Below are 21,088 nucleotides of genomic sequence, written 5' to 3'. Positions count from 1 at the left end.
TTGTCATATGAATCCACTCATGGAAGTTGCAAGCGCTATTCAGCTGGCTGTTGCCCCAGCTTTTCTACTCACGGCAATTGGCGCTACCTTAACGGTGATGACTAATCGATTAGCACGAATTATTGATCGGTTCAGAGTACTAAATGAAGGTCGAGCTAAATTGAGTAATGATGATTTATTAGAGCTTAATATGTTGCGATTAAGGGCTAAATGGACTCATTGGGCAATTGCACTCACTACATTATCAGCATTGCTGACTTGTATTGTCATTGCCTCAATATTTATTGGTACAGAAATTCAATTTAACTTTGACCAGTTTATTGCTTTCTTATTTATTGGAGCGATGAGTGCACTTATTTTTGGATTGATATCTTTCACGAGAGAGGTGACACTCTCGAAGAATGTGGTAAAACAATAAGTACTAAATTAGTGAAGCAGAATTAACTACAATGGCTACTAATGCAATCAGAGATAGAATGCCAACATAGTAAACACTCTTACTAGTTTTTTGTTTTTGCTGGTGATTCTTCAAATATTTTTCAAAATCTGTCATTTGTATTTATCTTTTATTAACCTTAATGCTAATGATAATGATTCTCATTTAAAAAATCAATAGTAACACTCAGTTTTTTTAAATATTTTTTTAAGAAACAGCTTCTCTGGCTTTGCTAAATGCAGTTATAGCAATATCAAGGTCTTCAAAACTATGTGCAGCAGACAGCTGAGTTCGAATCCTGGCTTTACCTTGAGGAACAACCGGGTAAAAGAAGCCAATCGCATACACACCAAGTTTCAGTAATTCTTGACTCATTTTTTGCGCAAGGACAGAATCACCAAGCATGATTGGGACAATTGGATGATCACCATTATCCACATCAAAACCTTGCTCCTGCATGCCTTTTCTAAAATAGTGAGTATTTTTTTCTAACTTATCTCTTAAATCAGTTGATTGGTTAAGCATTTCAAATACTTTTAGGGAGGCGGCACAAATGTTAGGTGCTAGGGAATTAGAAAAGAGGTAAGGTCTAGACCGTTGTCTGAGCATATCAATAATTTCTGCCCGACCTGACGTGAATCCACCGGATGCTCCACCAAGTGCTTTCCCAAAGGTGCTGGTGATGATATCTACACGATCCATGACATTGCGATACTCATGCACGCCTTTACCTTGCTTGCCCATAAAGCCTGTGGCATGACAATCATCATGATGAACCATAGCACCAAATTCATCAGCAAGATCACAAATCTCATCGAGTTTGGCAATCGTGCCATCCATTGAAAATACACCGTCGGTGGTAATTAAAATACGTCGCGCTTTATTTTTTTTGGCTTCCTCAAGCTTTGCTCTTAAGTCTTGCATATCGTTATTCTTGTAACGATAACGTTGAGCTTTACATAAGCGAACACCATCAATAATGGAGGCATGGTTTAATTCATCAGAAATAATGGCATCTTCATTATTTAATAAAGTTTCAAATAACCCGGCATTAGCGTCGAAACAGGCTGCATACAAAATAGTATCTTCAGTACCAAGAAATTTTGACACCTCTTCTTCTAATCTTTTATGCAGGGTTTGTGTTCCACAAATAAATCTAACAGAAGCAACACCAAACCCCCAACGATCTAGGCTTTCTTTCGCGGCTTGAATGATCTCTTGATTATTAGCTAATCCAAGATAGTTATTCGCGCACATGTTGATGACGGAAGATCCATCTTGAAGTGTGATTTTGCTTTTTTGATCCGAATCAATAAATCGTTCGTTTTTCCATAATCCTGAATCTTTAATATCTTGAAGATCTGTTTGAAAGGATTCTTTTAGTGTTTCGAAGCTCATAACTTATATCCAGTTTAAGATGACTTTTCCAGAGTTTCCAGAGCGCATGACGTCGAAACCGTCTTGAAACTCTTGATAAGAGAATCGGTGGGTGATTATTTTTTCTAAAGGCAAGCCAGTTTGTACCATCATAGATCCCTTATACCAAGTCTCAAAGATTTCACGTCCATAAATTCCCTTGATCGTTAAGCCTTTAAAAACCACCATATCCCAATCAATTCCTGAGCCAGCAGGCATGATGGCTAGCATGGCAATATTCCCACCGTTAATCATGAGATCTAACATTCCACTGAATGCTTGTGGAGAGCCTGACATTTCTAGACCAACATCAAACCCTTCAAAGATACCCAGTTTAGCCATCATCTCTTTTGTGATTTTTTCCTTAGATACATTGATGGTAATTACTTCTGGTAATATTTTTTTAATCAGATCGAGACGGAATTGGTTCATGTCGGTAATAACAATATTTCTCGCACCCGCATGTTTGGCAACAAGTGCTGCCATACTTCCAATGGGACCTGCTCCGGTAATTAAAACATCTTCACCCACCATATTAAAGGATAGGGCGGTGTGCACTGCATTTCCATAGGGGTCAAATACAGATAGAAGATCAGTAGTGATTTCACGACTTGGTTTAAAAATATTTTTGGCTGGAATAGACACATACTCAGCGAATGCTCCTGTACGATTTACGCCAACACCAATAGTATTAGGACAAAGATGAATTCTGCCTGCTAAACAGTTGCGGCAGCGCCCACATGTGATGTGGCCTTCACCAGATACAATGTCGCCCACAGATAAGTCAGTGACATTTTGACCCACTTCGACAATCTCACCAGCATACTCATGGCCAGTAATCATAGGAACTGGAATTGTTTTTTGAGCCCATTCATCCCAATTATAGATATGAATATCTGTGCCACATATGGCCGTTTTGTGGATTTTTACTATGACGTCATTGTTACCACATTCCGGTTCAGGCATATCCTGAAGCCAAATGCCTTCTTCGGCTTTTGTTTTGACTAGGGCTTTCATGGTTATTTACACTTATAGATAGCGTATACGGCGATGCCTGGTTCAGGTTCTTCAATTTTTACGATCGTGTCACCGCCTTGATCCACTGCAGCGTTTTTACCCATTAAGTCGAGTTTTTCTGCAACATACTCGTCCATTAAGTCTGCTACTCCTATTTCAGACAGCACCGTAACGCGAGATTTACCTTTTTCTTGACAGCTCACAACAGAATCCTTGTCAGTGACTGTGACATTTTCTGAGCCAGGTTTTTGTTCGACAAATGAACAAGCAGATAGGCTGGCCATAAAAGCAATTATTAGATATCGCAACATAATTTAATACCCTTATTAAAGTTAAATTAAGAGTGCAAACTTTATCACGAAATAGAGCTTGAAAAAACTATATTTAAAGTATGGTTTTTATAAAGATTTATAAATAAAAGTTAGAAATAAACTTGTGTGAAAACTAAAATACACATCAAAATAGCAAATAAAATTCCTGATGCAATTAGTACTTCTTTCATTTCTTTAATTATTTTCATTTTTTTCTCCCTAAAAATTAAAAAATAATACACATACTTCGTAAAATTTGACAACCCCTTTTTTTAAAAAAACGGTTTTAATAAGAAAAAAAAATCAAAAAAAAGGATTGACTTATGCACACCTTTGCCCATCATCCTATTTTTCACTAATTTCTCTGACTTAAGACATAGAAAAATCAAAGACTTAATTATAAGTTATTGATTTTATTGATTTTTTTTTTGATTAAAAATTAATCAATTTTATAAATCGCTATAAAAAAAAGGGGATTTAAACTAATTTTCAGGGTTTATACACAATTTTATCCACAGATAATGTGGAAAAAATTTTACAAATTTTGAACTTTTTTTAATGCATCATGATTGTGCAGGTATCTAAGTAATTGATTGGGATTAAATTTTTACAATTTTGTTACAAATTACCCCTTCTTTTTTAATTATTTTAGGAGTAATTTAAAGATGTGAATCTAATAAATTCATAGAAAAGGAGATGTAAATTTAGCAACAAATTCTATTTTATATATAACGTATTAATTGAAGGAGTTTTAATGAATTTACAACATTTACAGTCAAGACATAAAGAGTTAAGTGAAAAAATCGTTGATGCTTATCAACATTACCTATCAGATGATGTAGTTACTAAGCTAAAAAAAGAAAGATTGAGATTAAAAACATTAATTGTTAATGAGTTAAAAAAAGCGTGAGAAATAAAACAATATCTTAAAAAACCAGCTTAGGCTGGTTTTTTTATATCTAAAAGATTCATCATGGAATGTAATTCCTTAGTTATAATAGGGTCTATGAACGAAATCATTAAAAAACACCTCGAAGAACACCAAGCTGTATTATCTACCCTTGAGTTATTAGCCCCACAAATAGATAGGGTGGCGAATAACATGATTCAAGCCTTACAGGATGGTAAGACCATCTTCTGGTGCGGTAATGGTGGCAGTGCGTCTGATGCACAACACTTAGCAGGCGAGTTGGTTGGTCGTTTCGTTGGGGATCGGAAAGCCCTCAAATCGATATCACTGAATGCAGACTCGGCGGTCATGACCTGCATTGTGAATGACTATGGCTATGAACACATCTTTTCACGCCAGGTAGAGGGTCTTGGTTCTGAGGGGGATGTGTTAGTAGGTATCACTACTTCGGGTAACAGTCAGAATGTGTTAAACGCTCTGGCAGTCGCCAACCAAAAACAGATGACCACGATTGGTTTATTAGGTAAGGGTGGGGGCAAGGCATCATCTTTAGTGAGTGAAGCGATTGTGATTAATTCAAACACCACCGCACGCATCCAGGAGATGCACATCACCATCGGCCATATTCTATGTGACCTCATTGAAGAAGGATTACAGTTAAAAGCATGAGTATTATCGTCACCGGCGCAGCCGGCTTTATCGGCTCCAATTTTGTCCTCAATTGGTTAAACAACAACAATGAAAAAGTCATTGCCCTAGATAAGTTGACCTATGCGGGCAACCTCGAGAATTTAAAGTCAGTGGAAAACAACCCAAACTATGCTTTTGCGCAGGGTGACATTGGGGACTCAACATTACTAGCCAAACTATTTCAAGAACATCAACCCAGAGCCATTGTGAACTTTGCGGCGGAGAGTCACGTCGACCGATCCATTCACGGACCGGATGACTTTATGCAGACCAACATTATCGGCACCTATCGCTTGTTAGAGGAAGTCCGATCATTTTTTAATACGTTGAGCGATGATGCAAAAACACAATTCCGATTTCTGCATGTGTCAACAGATGAAGTGTACGGGACCTTAAGCGCAAGCGACCCGGCTTTTAAAGAAACGAACCAGTATGAACCCAATAGTCCTTATAGTGCGTCAAAGGCGGCGTCAGACCATTTGGTTCGTGCCTGGCACCACACCTATGGCTTACCTGTCTTAACAACCAATTGTTCCAATAACTACGGACCCTATCACTTCCCAGAAAAACTCATCCCTCTCTGTATCCTCAAAGCCCTGCAGGGCCAAGACCTACCGATCTATGGGGATGGCCAGCAGATCCGGGACTGGCTCTACGTGGTCGACCACTGCAAGGGCATTGCGACCGTGTTGGAGAAGGGCGCTATTGGCGAGACCTACAACATCGGTGGCTGGAACGAGAAGGCGAATTTAGATGTCGTGCATACCTTGTGTGACTTGCTTGACGAACTCCAACCCCGCGAGGATGGCAAGTCGTATAAAGACCAAATCACCTTCGTTAAAGACCGGCCTGGACACGACCGACGCTACGCGATTGACGCGACCAAGATTAGTAATGAGCTTGGCTGGAAACCGGAAGAGACCTTCGAGACCGGCATCCGTAAGACGGTCCAGTGGTACCTGGATAACCAGGACTGGGTCGCTAACGTTCAGTCGGGCGAGTACCAACACTGGCTCAATAAAAACTATTCATGAAGATCTTAATCACGGGCATCAATGGTCAGGTGGGGCATGCCTTAATGCGTGAACTCACCGAGCATGAATTAATTGGCCTCACCCGACAAGATTGCGACCTGACCAATTTAGATAAAATCAAACAAGTCATCGACCAGCACCAACCGGATCTGATCATCAACCCCGCGGCATACACGAAAGTGGATCAGGCTGAGGACGAGCCTGAGTTGGCTTTTAAAATAAACCAAGACGCACCCAAGGTGATGGCGGAAAAGGCAAGCGAATATAATATCCCACTCATTCACTTCTCGACCGACTACGTATTCAATGGCGAGAAAAAAGAGGCTTACGTTGAGAATGATCCCACCCATCCCTTAGGCATTTATGGGCAGTCCAAGTGCGCGGGCGAGGAGGCGATTCAAGAAGTCGGTCGGTTAACTTATATCTTCAGAACCAGCTGGGTGTATTCTAACATCGGGCACAACTTCTACCTCACCATGAAAAAGTTAAGCCAAGAACGAGAAGAACTCAAGGTGGTGGCAGACCAATTTGGTGTTCCGACCTCCAACCAATTTATTGCCGAGCAAGTCAAATGTATCATCCCGCTACTCTCTGAAATAAATACCGGGATCTATCACCTGGTGCCGGATGGGTCTTGTTCCTGGCATGAGTTTGCGAATGAAATTATTGGTCAAACGAATCCAAAATTTAATCTGGATAATTTACATCCCATTTCAACTCATGAGTTCCCAACAAAAACCAAACGGCCGGCGAATAGTGTGTTGAGTAATGATAAAATCAAAAAATCTTTTGGCTTAAGTTTTAATGATTGGTCACAAGAGTTAAATAAAATTATTCATGGATAAGAATATCAAATTCCAACAGTTCGCTTTGACGCAAATCGAGCGGGCCAAGATCAAACACCAGACACCTGTGTGCCTGTGGATGACCGGACTCTCCGGGGCGGGTAAGTCAACGCTAGCCAATGCATTAGAGCAGGAGCTGAACAAAAAAGGGAAACACACTTATATCCTCGATGGTGATAATCTGCGCCACGGACTCAATTCAGATTTAGGGTTTAGTAAAGCAGACCGTAATGAGAATGTGAGGCGTGCAGCCGAGGCAGCCAAACTCATAGTCGATGCCGGACTGATTGTGATTGCAGGTTTAATCTCACCGTTTAAACAAGAGCGTGACTGGGCACGTAGTCTTTTTAAAGATAATCAATTTAAAGAGATCTATATCTCAACTTCTTTACAAGAATGCGAACAGCGTGATGTAAAAGGTTTATATCAAAAAGCACGACGGGGTGAGGTTAAAGAATTTACTGGTATTGATTCTCCCTATGAGCCACCCGAAAATCCAGACGTCATCATCGACACCCAAAATAAATCGATCAGTGAATGTGTGCAGCTGATCTTAGAGAAAGTTAATCTCACTTGATCGAGCTAGACCAGACTTTACTCGATCACGTCAAAATCATTGCAGAGGAGGCCGGTCAAGCGATTCTTCAAATCTATCAGCAGGATGACTTTGAGGTTCAAACCAAGAGTGACCAGAGCCCTTTAACGCAAGCTGACCTAGCCTCACATCACATCATCTCAAAAGCATTAAAAAAACTGACACCTGAGATCCCGATCTTGAGCGAGGAGGGGGAGGAATTAGAAGGGGATGTTGTGACCTTTTGGTGTGTCGATCCACTCGACGGTACCAAAGAATTTATTAAAGGTAATGGTGAATTCACAGTAAACATTGCATTAATAGAGAACCATCAGCCAGTCTTGGGAGTGATTCATATCCCCGTGACAAATGAAACGTTTTTGGCGACAAAGGGTGCTGGCGCAAAAAAGATAAAAGACCGAGAGACTCAACCTCTTTTAAAGCAACAAAATGAAACAAGGCAGCCACCGATTTTTGCGGTCTCGAGGTCACACCTCAATCAACAAACAAAAGATTTTATTCAGCACCACCAAGGCGAAACGGTTGCGGCAGGATCCAGTTTAAAGTTGACTATGTTGGCCAAGGGGTTGGCTGATGCCTATCCACGCTTTGGGCCAACCTCGCTCTGGGATATGGCGGCCGGACATGCGATTTTAAAAGAAACTGGCGGTGAGATCTATACCTTAGATGACCAATCCTTGGTTTATAATGTGAGTAAAATACTCAACCCCGATCTGATCGCGGTACGAAATAAAAACATAAAGTTTAATTGGAAGGAAAAAACATGAATCGTAAGGGCATTATCTTGGCAGGTGGCTCAGGGACCCGACTGTATCCGGTGACACAGACCATCTCTAAACAACTCCTTCCAGTCTATGACAAGCCGATGATCTATTACCCGCTGACCACACTCATGCTCGGCGGCATGCGCGACATCTTGATCATCTCAACACCTGAAGACACACAACGATTTGAGTCTCTGTTGGGTGATGGATCGCAGTGGGGCGTGAACTTTAAATACAAGGTCCAACCGAGCCCAGATGGCTTAGCCCAAGCGTTCCTATTAGGCGAAGAATTTATTGGCGACGATCCGTCAGCGTTAATATTGGGAGACAATATTTTTTACGGACATGACCTGCAAGAGTTACTCCAGTCCGCAGATCAACGAGAAACTGGGGCTACCGTGTTTGCCTACCATGTGCATGATCCAGAACGCTATGGTGTGGCAGAGTTTGATGACAATAATCAAGTCATTTCCTTAGAGGAAAAACCCAGCAAGCCAAAATCCAACTTCGCGGTGACGGGTTTGTATTTTTATGATGAGCAGGTGGTGTGTTTAGCCAAGAGCCTCAAACCATCACCTCGTGGAGAATTGGAAATTACCGATCTGAATAAATTATACCTCACTCAAAAAAATCTCAGTGTCGAGATCATGGACCGAGGTTATGCCTGGCTGGATACCGGCACGCATGACTCATTGCTCGATGCAGGTCAGTTCATCTCAACCATTGAAAACCGCCAGGGGTTGAAAGTAGCCTGCCCGGAAGAGGTGGCGTATCGTCAAGGGTGGATTAGTGCACCCCAATTAGAAGACTTAGCCAAGCCGTTACTGAAGAACCAATACGGCCAGTACCTCATGAAAGTCTTATCTGAATAGTGCTTAAGAATGACTGATGTAAACACATTTTCACATCCTATTTTAATTACTGGCGGAGCTGGTTTTTTAGGCTCACACATGGTCGCCCTCTGTTTAGAAAAGCGAATCGATTTGGTGGTGGTGGATAACTTAAGCAATAGTGACCTCTCAAATTTACAAACCTTAGAAAAACATTTCAATGTCACCATTCCCTTTTTTAATATTGATATTCGCGATCAAGATAAGTTAAAAGATTTTTTTAATGAGCATCGTTTCAGCGCGGTGATTCATTTTGCGGGGTTAAAATCAGTGGCTGAGTCGGTCGCCAATCCTGATCTCTATCATGACAATAATGTAGTGGGTTCACAAAATGTGATCGACTGCATAAAAGCGCAAGGCATTAAAAATTTGATCTTCTCATCCAGTGCAACGGTGTATGGCGACCCTCAATATTTGCCGATTGATGAAGACCATCCAGTCCAGCCCTATAACCCATATGGTGAAACCAAAGCTCAAGTTGAAGAACTATTTATACAAGATGAGTATTTTAAAACAGCCTCGGTGAAGTTATTGCGCTACTTTAATCCGGTGGGTTCTTACAAGTGCATTATTGGAGAAAAGCCAAACGGTATGCCTAATAATTTGATGCCATACATATTGGGAGTCGCTCGAGGAGAGTATGATTTCCTCAATATCTATGGCGACGATTATGAGACTGATGATGGAACAGGGGTGAGGGATTACATCCATGTGACGGATTTGATGGAGGCACATTGGAGTGCGTTAATGGATGATGTTATCGGTTGTGAGATTTATAATGTGGGTTGCGGCAAAGGATTTTCTGTGAAAGAAATGGTAAAGGCTTTTGAGGAAGTTAATCAAGTGAAGATTCCGTATCAAATTCAACCCAGGCGTGATGGGGACATTGCCACCTGCTATGCAGCAGTCGATAAAATAAAAAATCACTTGAATTGGTCAGCAAAGTTAAATTTAGAGTCGATGTGTCGCGATGCGTGGAGCGTGAATTCTTAAATGAAATATTTCGATTTAATTAGAGAGAAATTGTCCTCACTATGGCCGATGTGGTCGGTCATTATGCTTGTTGCCATCTGGTCTATTTATATTCAAGACGGTCACATCAACCGCGATGGCTTGCTTTACCTCAAACAGGCTTATTTAATTGCGGAGGGTAGCTGGAAAGAGGGTTTAGCTTTATACCCATGGCCATTCTTTAGCATCCTAATTGCTATATTCCATAAATTCACAAATTTACATTTTCAGGTCGTAGCGCATGGGGTTGATTTAGCCTTGTTTGGAATTGCTATTTTGTTTTATCTAAAAACACTGCAACTTATTTATAACAAAGAAAAACACATCATATTTTATGGTGGGGTAATCTTATTATCTTTTATTCCGATCATGGATGATTATGTGGGCATGGTCTTAAGAGATCATGGATTGTGGGCGGGTTGTATGATGGGGACTTACTTCTATTCTAAAAATTTAAAACAATATTCCTTAAAAAATTCTATAACTTGGCAGTTAGGATTTCTCTTTGCAGGCCTTTTTCGTCCAGAGGGATTGGTATTTGTAATTCTTTTGCCATTGTGGAATTTAACTCAAAACAAAACTCAAAAGTTAAAACAATTGGTTCTAGATTATTCACTATGTATCCTTGCAGCAATATTAGCCCTGTTAGTAATTTTATTTTCAAATATTGATTTAATGAATGTGATGAGCTCATCACGTTTAACTGAGTTTTTAAATCGACCCATTTTATTTCTTCAGCAGCTTGTAAAACCATTACCCGTTCAAACAGATAATGAATATTTATCAAATTTATTTGAAAATTACAGTTTAATTATTACCTATGCAGTTTTGTTTTCAGTGCTAATTTTTAAGTGGATCAAGGGTTTGGGGGTGTTACATGGGGGTTTGTTTTTTTATTCATTGTTTGCAAAGAAAAAAATAAAAAATAATTACCAAAAATACATCTATTTCTTTTTAATTGTCAGTTTTATATTAGTCAGTATCAATTTGTTTAATGTGTATGTATTGACAAATCGGTATTGGGGTTTTCATTGGTGGTGGATATTTATTTTAATTACACCAGTTATATTAATCATATTTAAAGATGGAAAGGTAAATAGATTTATAAAAAAAATCCTAGGAATTACGATAGCTTTTTTTATTCTAAATTGTTTAATTGATAAGAATGAAAGTTTAGAGCAAGAGGTCGCTGATTATTTAAAAGAAAATGCATTACAACAGGTTGATTTTCAGGAACATCAAAGAATCAAATATTATGTAAATTACAGTATCCAAGATCTTGTAAAAGATGAAAATAATCAATCTTCTCCGCTTTATAAATTATATAAAATTAATAATGTAGTGAATATTGATCAGAAAATCATTATAAAAAATTTTCCTGAAACAAAAACAAAATTTATTTTAACCAAACATGCTCAATAGTTTTTTTGATGTTTTTTTATTTTTAAAGTACCCATTGCTAGGTCTGTTTATTGCATTTGCTTTCATATCTTTTTTTTGGACAAATATATTTCATGCCTTAAATTTCAAGACATATCAAAATATTCAGCGAGTACATAAAAACGAAGTTTCAAGATTAGGAGGCATTTTTATTTATATTTTTATAGCTTTGCTTGTGTGGTTTGAATTTATCCAGCAAAAAATTATTGTTAACATTCTTATCTCAGCAATACCTTTCATAGCAATCAGTACAAAAGAAGATCTATTCCATAATACCAGCCCGCGACTGAGGCTAATAACAATGGTGATGGGTTGTTTGATTTTTTTCTATCTTAATCCAATAGATTTTCCTGTAATCGATTTTCCATATTTAGGACATTTAATATCTGTGTATCCAGTTGGCATCATATTTTTTACCTTTTCTTTATTGGTGGTGATGAATGGGATGAATTTGATTGATGGCATGAACGGGCTTTTTGGTTTGACGGCTATTTTTCAATTAGTATCTATAGCCTCAATTGGTTTTTTTTACGGAGATAATGAGGTTGTTGTTGTATCTTCAATTTTCTTAGTACCTCTGATTGTATTCTTATGCTTTAATTTTCCATTGGGGAAAGTTTTTGTTGGCGATACCGGTGCGTATTTTTATGGTTTTGTTATTGCGTTGTTAACTATTTATACATTTGGAAAGCATAACCAGCTTCTTTCATGGCTCGCAGTTCTAATTCTATTTTATCCCTGTTTGGAGCTGCTATTTTCCTTTATTAGAAAAATATCATCGGGATTAAGTCCTTTGACTCCGGACAACAGACATCTGCATACGATTATTTTTAATGAATTAAAGAATAAATATAACAGGACTAAATTTTCAAACGTAATAACCACTCTTGCTTTGTTTCCTTTGTACACAATTCCAACAACTATAGTCTTATTTTTATTTCCACAAATTAGTTTAAATATTGTGATTATTGCTCTATCTTTACTGTCGATAGGGTATATTTATGTATATAAAAAATTAAACAATTAAGATAAATGGCTACCATAACCTCTCTGGCAATCCCTGAAGTAAAGTTGATTACTCCAAATGTGTTTAATGATGACCGGGGGTTCTTTTATGAGTCTTTCAATCAAGATGTATTTAATTCTTTGCTACATGATGATATCCATTTTGTGCAAGATAATCATTCAAAGTCTAAACAAAATACACTTAGAGGATTGCATTACCAGCGTCCACCTTTTGAGCAAGGAAAGCTAGTTCGTGTCATTGAGGGTGAAGTCTTTGATGTAGCTGTTGACATCAGACCTGATTCGCCTTCAAGAGGTCAGTGGGTGGGGGAATTGTTATCAGCAACGAATACTAAACAACTATGGATTCCACCTGGATTTGCTCATGGCTTTTTAGTTTTATCAGCATCAGCTCAGGTTTTATATAAAGCAACGAATTTTTACTCGAAAGAAAGTGAGGTTTGTATTTTGTATGATGATGATGACCTTGCTATTGATTGGCCATTATTGTCTGATCCAATCCTATCAGAGAAAGACAAACTCGGCATATCCTTTCAAAAATATTTGATGCAGTATCATGGAAGTAAATAAATTGTGACGGCATCGACTGACAACGTTGTTTTAATTATCGTTTTATTCAATCCTGATTTAGATTTTTTGGAAAATAATATTCAAAAATTAAAAGATTTTTCAGTTATTTGCGTAAATAATACCATTGATAAAAAAAACAACTCCGATATCAACAAAAACATAAAAAAATATCAACATACAACGATTATCAACAACAATAAAAATTTAGGTCTGAGTAAAGCACTAAATATCGGGATTAATAAATCTCTGGAGTTAAATGCAAAAAAAGTAATATTGTTTGATCAGGATACGTTATTAGATGTTAAAAAAATAAAAGATCATCTCAACATGTTTGACAGCATTGATGATCCATTGATGGTTGCTCTTGGGGCGAGCTATGTGAGAAGTAAAAAAGATAAGCCATATTTCATGAGTTATGGTCTATTCAGAAAAAGAATGTATCAACAAGGTAGTAAAAAGATTATTCAGATACACTCTGCCATCACCTCAGGCCTATTAATTTATGCCCCAATTTTTAGATACACTGGGCTCTTTGATGAAAACTTATTTATTGATTATGTCGATATAGAATGGAGCTTAAGGATTAGAAGGATGGGTTTCCATCTTTATGGAAATTTTAATACAAAATTTATACATACGATTGGTGATGAGGTATTTTCAGTTTTAGGTAAAAAAGTACCCATTCATTCGAAAGTGCGATTTAAACAATTAATGAAGGATTTTAAATACATAGCAACAACCCAAAAGAAATATTTTTGGTTTGTATTTCATGAGTTTATTCAATTATTCTTAAGATCTGCATTATTAGTATTTATCAAAATAATTCATTTTTTAAAATTGAAAAAGTCAGATGCATAAACATCCAACAATTGCTATTTTGATGGCGACGTTTGAAGATGAATATTTTATTTTGGATCAGTTAGATTCGATAATGATGCAAACTTATATGCATTTTAAACTCTATGTCAGTGATGATTCATTTTCAAAAAAAACATATCAGATCATTGCCCAGTATCAAAAAAAATATCCAGATAAGATTTTTTACCAACAAGGTCCAAAAGAAGATTATGTTAATAATTTTTTATCATTAGTAAATCAAAAAAATATACAAGCGGATATTTTTTTATTTTGTGATCAAGATGATTTTTGGGTACCCAAAAAACTTGATTACATTGTGGACTGCTTTAAACGACACTCCAATAACAAACCGATCCTTTACTCCAGCTCCAAAATAATCATAAATGATGATAAAACATGTATTGGTGCTACTAATCATGAAATGGTCAGTCCGTCACTAGAAAATTCTTTTTTTGAAAATATTACTGGTGGTAACACCATGGCATTTAATAGCACATTTAGAAATATTCTGACGCAATATAATACAAAAGGTATTCAAATTCCATCGCATGACTGGTGGTGTTATATTGTTTCAATGATCCATGATGTAGAAGTCATTTTAGATGATCGACCTTTGTTGTTTTATCGGCAGCATCATGACTCCCTCATTGGTTTTAGAGTTAATTTATTTATGCGCATATATAAAACGATTGCTAAGGTTGTTTCACAAAATTATTTTCAACATCAGTACAATATTAGTGAGGTATTGTCCCAAAATCAAAAGTGCTGGGGACATCTTTCTAAGGCAAGCCAAGTTGATGACTTTATCAATTTTATGCAATCCTCAAGATTGAAAAAATTAAAGTTATTTCTAAAAAATAATTACCAAAGACAAAGTTGTATTGAGTCCCTTATGTTGCTCTTTTTAGTTGGGTTGGCCGGTTAATATGCTTTCATCAAATTACTATAGTTGTGAAAAAATATTCAATCAGGAAAAGAAAAATATTTTTTTTAAATATTGGATTTTTGCTGGGTTTACCTTCGAATTTACTAAAAATAAAATTGTTAAAAAAAATATCTTAGGCATGGATCTTGTGTTTACATTCGATGGAAAATCACATCATGTTTTTTTGAATCAATGCCCACATCGTTTTGCAGAGTTAGTTGCAGAAGAGCAATGTGACCGAAATCTGATTACCTGTCCATACCACGGGTGGAGTTTTAAATTAAATGGTGTTGTGAACAACATCCCCTTTAATCAGGAGTTATATAAGCTCAATTCAAATAATATAGGCTTGCACTCAATAGCACTGAACATTGTTGGAAAGTTTATGTTTATTAATTTTGCAAAAAGACCAATTCCTTTAACAAAACAATTTTCAACTAAAATTATTGATGAACTCATAAGCATTTCAAACTGTATTGAAGAAAGTCACACTGAAGTTAAGCAAAGGTATTTTAATTGGAAATTAATCATTGATAATCTAAGAGATCCACTACACCCTTTATTTGTTCATAAAAAAACTTTAATGCAGTCTGTGAAAAGCGGTTTACCTGGAATACCAAAATGGATTCCAACTTTCTTGTTGAATATTAAGTCTTTGAGTTTTGGGGGCTTGGATGTCGAGATTCGAAAACCTGATTATGCTAAATTGTTTAAAGATCCATGGAACTGTAGCAATCGATACTTTAACTTACATTTGTTTCCTAATGTTCATATTGCCAGTGCCGATAATGGCTCAACGTTTGTGGTTGAATTTTTTGAACCCATTAGCGCCAATCAAACTAAGATTAATATAAGTTATCTTCTCACTAAGCACAATTTACGCAATTACAAGCTGATTCAATTTTTAAATCGTCTAACAAAATCATCAAACTTAGTTTACGAAGAGGACTTTTCTTTGCTTGAAAAAATACAGTCCAAAATGAACAATAATCTTATTATGATGCCTAGCAATGGTATTTATGAGAGAATGATCGAAAGATTTCATGCGGTTTATCGCAGGATTTTAAAATAATGAATTTTCACGAGTAATAACTTATGGACAGACATATATGGGTTTTAGGAACATCTGGTTTTGCTTTTGATATTGCAAACAGATTTATAAAAGTACCGGGGGCAGGAAATTGTTTTATGGGTTTTTTGGATGATAGGAAAGAAAATAGACAACAATTTAAGTCAATCCTGAGGAATAATGGGATGCCATATGAGGTCATTTCTCCTGATGACCTTGATTCTTCTGATCAGAAAAATCGTTTTTTATTAGGAGTTGGTGATCCAAACTATAAGTTTGAATTTGTTAAAAAATACAATATTTCTGATGACCAAATTCATGACTTCAGAGTCGATACTAACTTTGCTGATGCAGCCTCAATTCAATCAGGCATTTATTTTGGATGTAAGATATCCAATCTAACTTCGGTAGGTATTGGTAATTTTATAGATAGTCAAACCGTTATCGCTCATGAGTGCCGCATTGGCAACTTTAATCATATTGGCGTTAATGTAATCATAGGTGGTAATTCAGCCATAGGTTGCCGCAATAATATTCATTCTGGGGCTATTATTGGCAATAATATTAACATTGGAGATGACTGTGTCATTGGTGCAGGCGCTACCGTATTAAGGGACCTTCCTTCTGGATCCAAATTAGTGACCCCAAAATCAATAAAAATGAATTAACTATCTCAGATGAATTCTGCCATTAGTATCAAAAACCTCAATCTAGCTTATTTTAAGAGTGAGTCTGATAATTATTCATTTAAAAAATTTTTAATGACCGGCAATCTTTTACCTGAAAAAAAAGTAGTGTTTGAAAATTTTTCATTAGAGGTTGGTCATTCAACTATTATTGGCATTGAGGGTTCAAATGGAGTGGGCAAGACTTCCTTGTTGGCTGCTATTGCTGGTTTGCTACCTGCCGAAGGAGGTGAAATTAAAACCTCAGGCAAAGTCTTACCTTTACTGGGTTTAGGACATGTTTTTCATCCTGACTTAGATATCCAAAGGAATATAGAGTTATGGAATCTCAGTTTCTCAGCAAATTTTATGGTTAATGAGCAATTTGTGACTGAAATTTTAGAAAATGCGGGTTTGAATGTGAGGCCCTCAACCATATTAAGATCATTGTCGTCTGGGATGAAATCTAGGTTGGCTTTTGAATTAGCCATGCATGGTAATGAAGACATCCTGTTGCTAGATGAGGTTTTTGCTGTTGGTGATCAGCACTTTCGGGATCAATCTGCTTTGAAAATGAAACAGAAATTAAAATCTCTTCAATGTGCGATTATTGTCTCACATGATCCCAATGTGTTAAAAGATAACTGTGATCGTATTATTCGTATTCTCAGTCCAAGTGATTTTGAGGATGTGAATTAATGCAGCAATTTTTTTCTTTTTTTAAGTTGCTGTTTGTTTTGCAGAAAAAAAATCATATTGTTGGTTTTCTAATTGGGTTACTACCCATTCTAATCACAAGTATTTCAATTGAGTTTTTTATTGGGAAATTAATTAGTGGCAATATAGATACAATGCAACCTGGCTTAAAAGCAGTAAATGTTTTGGTTTACTTTTTAATTGCCAATTCATTGACATTGTCATTAACCTCATTAAAAAAATATAACCATATCTTAAAGAATTCTTATTTATCACCCTCAGCTATTATTAATGCTGAAGTACTAATGCAGTTCATTAATTTTATCTGTTTATTAATGGTGTATGCCTTTTGGTTTCAATTTCCATTGATAAGCTTGATTTTAGTCATTGTCATTTCTTTGTTATTAATTTTATCGATCATATTTTTGGCACACTTAATTGCCCCATTGGCTTTTATTTTTGATGACTTTGAAAGAATTTTTGGTTTGATTATGCAACTTCTTTTTTGGTTATCGCCAGTCATTTATTTCATTCGAGATATAAAAAGTAATTTTGCTTATCTTATTACCCTCAATCCATTTCATCTTTTTTATGAATTAAATTTTCTCTGTTTTTACCCGCACTTGTTTGATGAAGAGTTGTTTTATTTGAGTGGTTTAACTTTTATAGTTTTTTTTGCAGTGATATATATTGTACTTAAGGATTTAAAATCAAAATTGAGGTTATTTTTATGATTAATCTGTTTAAGCCTTACATGATCGATAAAAAATATTACCTACAATATTTAACAAAAATGCATAAGAACTTATGGTTTGCTAATTTTGGGCCGCTTTACAATCAGTTTAAAAATAAGTTAGCACATTTTTTCAATGTAGATAGCGACTATATTGAGTTATTTTCCAGTGGCACTTCAGCATTAGTGTCTGCAATCAAGGCGATCAGTGCACCAAAAAAAAAATATTGCTTAGTTCCTTCCTGGACATTTGTGGCAACCGTGCAGGCTATTAAAGAAGCTGGCTTGGTTCCCTATTATCTAGATGTTGATCTTAAAACAATGCAGCCATCTCAGGACCAATTAAATCAAGTTCCAAAACGAGTATTAAACGAAACAGCCATACTGCTTCTTGTGGCCCCGTTTGGCAAACCCATTCGAGATACTGGCCCTAGACAATTTTCCAAAAAATATTCAATTCCAATCTTGGTAGATGCAGCAGCTGGATTTGATAATGCATTTAACAAAAGACTGTCAATCGTCATATCGATGCATGCGACTAAAGTATTTGCCATTGGTGAAGGTGGATTGTTATATTCACCATCAAAAAAAATTATTCAGTCTGCCCGTGCGTATTCTAATTTTGGTTTTATTAACAAAAGAGATTCTATTCAGGCTGGGTTAAATCATAAGTTGAGTGAAATTCATTCCGCTATTGGTATTCCTACCTTGAAGTTTTGGAACAAAACAAAAATAAAGTATCTTCAATTAGCCCACAAATTTTTATCCTCTTTAGACAATCCCAACATACATTTCATGCAAGGTTGGGGGGTTGATTATGTTTCATCCACGTGCGTCATTCATTGCAAAGATAAAAAAATAAAACAACTTTTAATTAAAGAGTTTGATAAGAATAATATTGAGTGGCGTGATTGGTGGAATCAAGGCTGCCATGCCAATGAATATTTAAGGCAATTTGCTTCCTATAGCCTGCCGCAGACAGATATGTTAGCTCAAACCACCATCGGTATCCCCTTTCATCTGCATTTGAAACCTGACGAGATCAAGAAGGTATTTCAGGTGATTAATTCTATAAATTAATTAATGATATAAAAATACAATCATGATAAGCGTTCTGATTCCCACTTTTAACCAAGAGAGTTTTATTCAACAAACGATTGTGTCGGCAATAAACCAGTCCTTTAAAGATATTGAAATACTGGTAGGGGACGATGCTTCAATGGATGCAACAGCACACGTGGTGGAAAAATTGGCAAAACAAGATGATCGAATCCAGTTGTTCGTGTGGGAAAAAAATGAAGGCGGCCTTAAAAATATTGATAAATTACTTCAACATGCCTCAGGAGATTTGGTTATTATTTTAGAAGGGGATGACTATTGGGTCAATGACAAATACCTTGAAACCGCAAGCCAAATATTAAATAACCAAAAAGACATTAGTTTTGTAGGCTCCCGATTTTATAAAGGGACACGAGATAAACAATCCATTTCAAAATTTTACGGGAATGTCTCAGCCTCCATCCTCTCGTTAGGAAATTTTATCCAACTAGGCACCGTGGTCTTCAGAAGAACAATTATTTCAAGAATTGACCCAGCTTATATTGATTTGCCCTTAGGGGACTACCCATTATTTATGCAGCTGCTTCAACATGGCCCTGCAAAAATTATCAAAGAGCCTAGTTTTTTTTATAGAGTTCATGCTGCAGGGATTTGGTCAACTCAAAGTGATATTTATCAGATTGATAAAACCCTGGAAACCATCAACGTAATGCAAGGCACCTTAAGATCAACTTACTTATTTAATTTTCAGGTTAATTATTTGTTGGCAAAAAAAATTATTTCCTTAAAAAGTTTACGGTTTTTTAACTTATTAGTTATTTTGAAAGGTATAATTGCATATGTAGCAATCAAATTAATTCAAATATTTTTTTTAAAAAGGTTTTAATATGAGTTTCGACGATTTTTTAGACGGTTTGGTTACAGCAATTGACCTACCGGATATAACCTCCCTTGATCCTGATCTCTCGTTCTGTCAAATTCCTGATTTCGATTCTTTGGCTACCCTAGGGGTTATGACTTTTTGTGAGATTGAGTTTGATCACCAAGTTAATGGAGAAAAGTTATGGGAAGATCAAGTCACTCCGAAACAGTTGTATGATATGGTTTCAAAATGAAACACATTGGATTGAACAATTTATTTATTGAGGGCCTGGTCTCTGTAAGCCCTGCAAAAAAAATAAATGTTATTAAAGAAGATTCGAGTGATAAGATCAAGCGACTATCGCGGTCCATTGGCATTGAAAGTAAATATGTTTGCAGTGAAGGACAAAGATTTTCAACTTTAGGTGAAACAGGGATAAACTTTTTGCTTAAAGAGTTAAAGTTATCCACGGATGATGTGGATGGCATTATTGTAGTAACCCAATCACCAGATTATATTATTCCTGGAACTGCCGTGTTATTGCAAGACCGATGTCATTTTGGCAAATCGACCTTGGCGTATGATATTAATTTGGGTTGCTCCGGTTATCCCTATGGGTTGTTTGTGGCTCACGGTCATTTAATGTCTGGTATGAAAAGAGTCTTGATCGTTGTTGGTGATCAAAGTTACAGTCCCGGTACGACCGATGAAGGGCATGGAGTTTTATTTGGCGATGGTTGTACGGTTACCAGTGTAACCCTAGGTCATGAACATTCAGCACACTTTAGTTGCGGTACAGACGGTTCTGGCTTAGAGGCGCTGTACATCCCTCATGGAGGAAAAGTAAGACCTGTGACTCGAGATTCTCATGACGTAAAGTTAGACTCTACTGGTGTGATGCGCTCTGGAACAGATGTGGTGCTGGATGGTCCTGCGATTCATAATTTCTCAGTAGGATTAGTGCCCGATGAGCTCACTAAAATGGCTAAAGAAATGCAGTTAGAAATGGAAGAGGTTGATTATTTTGTGTTGCATCAGGCGAACAAAATGATCAATAACACAATTCGGATGAAGTTAAAACTCCCGATAGAGAAGTTTCCAGAGTCATTATCTGACCATGGCAATACCTCCAGTGCTTCTATACCTATAACGTTGACTGCTCGACTTGATGGAAAATGGAACAATCAAAGTACTAAAACAATTATGTGTGGCTTTGGGATCGGTTTGTCATGGTCGACATTAGGATACGTTGCAAACGGACAGGAA

General features: G+C 36.7%; 22 protein-coding genes and 2 pseudogenes. 21 read left to right on the top strand and 3 right to left on the bottom strand.

Annotated features, from left to right (window positions below):
* Positions 1–7 precede the first annotated feature (7 nt).
* Positions 8–418 (top strand): hypothetical protein, encoded by a 411-nt coding sequence (locus UZ34_04000; GenBank protein ID AKO64569.1) that lies wholly within the window; start codon positions 8–10, stop codon positions 416–418.
* 225 nt (positions 419–643) lie between these two features.
* Here UZ34_04000 and UZ34_03995 read toward each other — a convergent pair whose 3' ends face one another.
* Genes UZ34_03995 through UZ34_03985 form a run of 3 tightly spaced genes read right to left on the bottom strand, consistent with a single transcriptional unit; the run spans position 644 to position 3,180 of the window.
* Positions 644–1,834 (bottom strand): 2-amino-3-ketobutyrate CoA ligase, encoded by a 1,191-nt coding sequence (locus tag UZ34_03995; GenBank protein ID AKO64568.1) that lies wholly within the window; start codon positions 1,832–1,834, stop codon positions 644–646.
* 3 nt (positions 1,835–1,837) lie between these two features.
* Positions 1,838–2,869, bottom strand: coding sequence for an L-threonine 3-dehydrogenase (gene tdh / locus UZ34_03990; protein ID AKO64567.1), 1,032 nt, complete (start codon positions 2,867–2,869; stop codon positions 1,838–1,840).
* A 2-nt stretch (positions 2,870–2,871) separates the two neighbouring features.
* Entirely contained in the window at positions 2,872–3,180 is a 309-nt protein-coding gene (locus UZ34_03985; GenBank protein AKO64566.1) for a hypothetical protein, read from the bottom strand.
* Between the two features lie 1,006 nt (positions 3,181–4,186).
* Here UZ34_03985 and UZ34_03980 point away from each other — a divergent pair.
* The 20 genes and pseudogenes from UZ34_03980 (at position 4,187) to UZ34_03885 (ending at position 21,064) form a co-directional block, all read left to right on the top strand.
* Positions 4,187–4,759, top strand: a complete 573-nt coding sequence (locus UZ34_03980; GenBank protein AKO64565.1) for a phosphoheptose isomerase — start codon at positions 4,187–4,189, stop codon at positions 4,757–4,759.
* Complete coding sequence (locus tag UZ34_03975) at positions 4,756–5,814, top strand: spore coat protein (protein ID AKO64564.1); 1,059 nt, start codon at positions 4,756–4,758, stop codon at positions 5,812–5,814. The genes UZ34_03980 and UZ34_03975 overlap by 4 nt, the downstream gene beginning before the upstream one ends.
* Positions 5,811–6,659 carry a dTDP-4-dehydrorhamnose reductase gene (locus UZ34_03970; protein AKO64563.1) on the top strand — a complete coding sequence of 283 codons (849 nt, stop codon included), beginning with the start codon at positions 5,811–5,813 and terminating at the stop codon, positions 6,657–6,659. Before UZ34_03975 ends, UZ34_03970 begins: the two co-directional genes overlap by 4 nt.
* Positions 6,652–7,236: an adenylylsulfate kinase gene (locus UZ34_03965; protein AKO64562.1), complete on the top strand. Its 585-nt coding sequence runs from the start codon at positions 6,652–6,654 to the stop codon at positions 7,234–7,236. Before UZ34_03970 ends, UZ34_03965 begins: the two co-directional genes overlap by 8 nt.
* Complete coding sequence (locus UZ34_03960) at positions 7,233–8,021, top strand: hypothetical protein (GenBank protein AKO64561.1); 789 nt, start codon at positions 7,233–7,235, stop codon at positions 8,019–8,021. Before UZ34_03965 ends, UZ34_03960 begins: the two co-directional genes overlap by 4 nt.
* Complete coding sequence (locus UZ34_03955; protein AKO64560.1) at positions 8,018–8,890, top strand: glucose-1-phosphate thymidylyltransferase; 873 nt, start codon at positions 8,018–8,020, stop codon at positions 8,888–8,890. The genes UZ34_03960 and UZ34_03955 overlap by 4 nt, the downstream gene beginning before the upstream one ends.
* 9 nt (positions 8,891–8,899) lie before the next feature.
* Positions 8,900–9,901 carry a hypothetical protein gene (locus tag UZ34_03950; protein AKO64559.1) on the top strand — a complete coding sequence of 334 codons (1,002 nt, stop codon included), beginning with the start codon at positions 8,900–8,902 and terminating at the stop codon, positions 9,899–9,901.
* Between the two features lie 48 nt (positions 9,902–9,949).
* Positions 9,950–11,341, top strand: a complete 1,392-nt coding sequence (locus UZ34_03945; protein AKO64558.1) for a hypothetical protein — start codon at positions 9,950–9,952, stop codon at positions 11,339–11,341.
* Complete coding sequence (locus tag UZ34_03940) at positions 11,331–12,386, top strand: hypothetical protein (GenBank protein ID AKO64557.1); 1,056 nt, start codon at positions 11,331–11,333, stop codon at positions 12,384–12,386. Before UZ34_03945 ends, UZ34_03940 begins: the two co-directional genes overlap by 11 nt.
* 5 nt (positions 12,387–12,391) lie before the next feature.
* A complete protein-coding gene (locus tag UZ34_03935; GenBank protein AKO64556.1) occupies positions 12,392–12,955 on the top strand; it encodes a dTDP-4-dehydrorhamnose 3,5-epimerase in 564 nt (187 codons plus the stop codon).
* A 3-nt stretch (positions 12,956–12,958) separates the two neighbouring features.
* Entirely contained in the window at positions 12,959–13,813 is an 855-nt protein-coding gene (locus UZ34_03930; protein ID AKO64555.1) for a hypothetical protein, read from the top strand.
* A complete protein-coding gene (locus tag UZ34_03925; protein AKO64554.1) occupies positions 13,806–14,738 on the top strand; it encodes a hypothetical protein in 933 nt (310 codons plus the stop codon). The genes UZ34_03930 and UZ34_03925 overlap by 8 nt, the downstream gene beginning before the upstream one ends.
* Before the next feature lies 1 nt (position 14,739).
* On the top strand, positions 14,740–15,810 hold the full coding sequence (locus UZ34_03920; protein AKO64553.1) for a hypothetical protein: 1,071 nt from the start codon (positions 14,740–14,742) through the stop codon (positions 15,808–15,810).
* Between the two features lie 404 nt (positions 15,811–16,214).
* Positions 16,215–16,475, top strand: a pseudogene (locus UZ34_03915) (hypothetical protein).
* Positions 16,476–16,484: 9 nt separating this feature from the next.
* Positions 16,485–17,171: a hypothetical protein gene (locus UZ34_03910; protein ID AKO64552.1), complete on the top strand. Its 687-nt coding sequence runs from the start codon at positions 16,485–16,487 to the stop codon at positions 17,169–17,171.
* Positions 17,171–17,902 (top strand): hypothetical protein, encoded by a 732-nt coding sequence (locus UZ34_03905; protein ID AKO64551.1) that lies wholly within the window; start codon positions 17,171–17,173, stop codon positions 17,900–17,902. The genes UZ34_03910 and UZ34_03905 overlap by 1 nt, the downstream gene beginning before the upstream one ends.
* Positions 17,899–18,981 carry a hypothetical protein gene (locus tag UZ34_03900; GenBank protein AKO64550.1) on the top strand — a complete coding sequence of 361 codons (1,083 nt, stop codon included), beginning with the start codon at positions 17,899–17,901 and terminating at the stop codon, positions 18,979–18,981. Before UZ34_03905 ends, UZ34_03900 begins: the two co-directional genes overlap by 4 nt.
* A 22-nt stretch (positions 18,982–19,003) precedes the next feature.
* Complete coding sequence (locus tag UZ34_03895) at positions 19,004–19,846, top strand: hypothetical protein (protein AKO64549.1); 843 nt, start codon at positions 19,004–19,006, stop codon at positions 19,844–19,846.
* Position 19,847: 1 nt separating this feature from the next.
* Positions 19,848–20,075, top strand: a complete 228-nt coding sequence (locus UZ34_03890) for a hypothetical protein (GenBank protein ID AKO64548.1) — start codon at positions 19,848–19,850, stop codon at positions 20,073–20,075.
* A pseudogene (locus UZ34_03885) lies at positions 20,072–21,064 on the top strand (hypothetical protein). The gene UZ34_03890 and the pseudogene UZ34_03885 overlap by 4 nt, the downstream one beginning before the upstream one ends.
* The last annotated feature ends 24 nt before the right edge of the window (positions 21,065–21,088 follow it).

The organism is Methylophilales bacterium MBRSF5, assembly GCA_001044335.1.
GTDB lineage: Bacteria > Pseudomonadota > Gammaproteobacteria > Burkholderiales > Methylophilaceae > BACL14.
Note: the sequence above shows the minus strand (reverse complement) of the source record. Positions and strands in the feature narration are given on the sequence as shown.